The organism is Nocardioides malaquae (assembly GCF_015070385.1).
GTDB lineage: Bacteria > Actinomycetota > Actinomycetes > Propionibacteriales > Nocardioidaceae > Nocardioides > Nocardioides malaquae.
The window spans coordinates 1-254 of record NZ_JADCSA010000765.1 but is presented as its reverse complement, the minus strand read 5'-3'; the positions used below and the strand labels follow the sequence as shown (position 1 = coordinate 254).

Annotated in this window: 1 protein-coding gene; it reads left to right on the top strand. The window is 52.0% G+C overall.

Annotated elements, in window-relative coordinates; genetic code table 11:
* A partial coding sequence (locus tag IEQ44_RS16215) for a CS1-pili formation C-terminal domain-containing protein (protein WP_193639456.1) occupies positions 1-254 on the top strand: 254 nt, incomplete at both ends.

Sequence of the window (254 nt, the reverse complement as noted above, 5' to 3'; positions counted from 1 at the left end):
TCTCCCTATGGAAGATATGAGGTGGAGTTACAGAACAGCAAAAACTCACTCGACAGTTACGATATCGTCAGCGGCCGCAAAAGTCGTCTGACTCTCTATCCAGGCAATGTCGCTGTCATTGAGCCAGAGGTGAAGCAGATGGTTACCGTCTCCGGTCGTATCCGTGCGGAAGACGGCACACTGCTGGCTAACGCACGGATTAACAACCATATCGGCCGAACCCGAACCGATGAAAACGGCGAGTTTGTCATGGA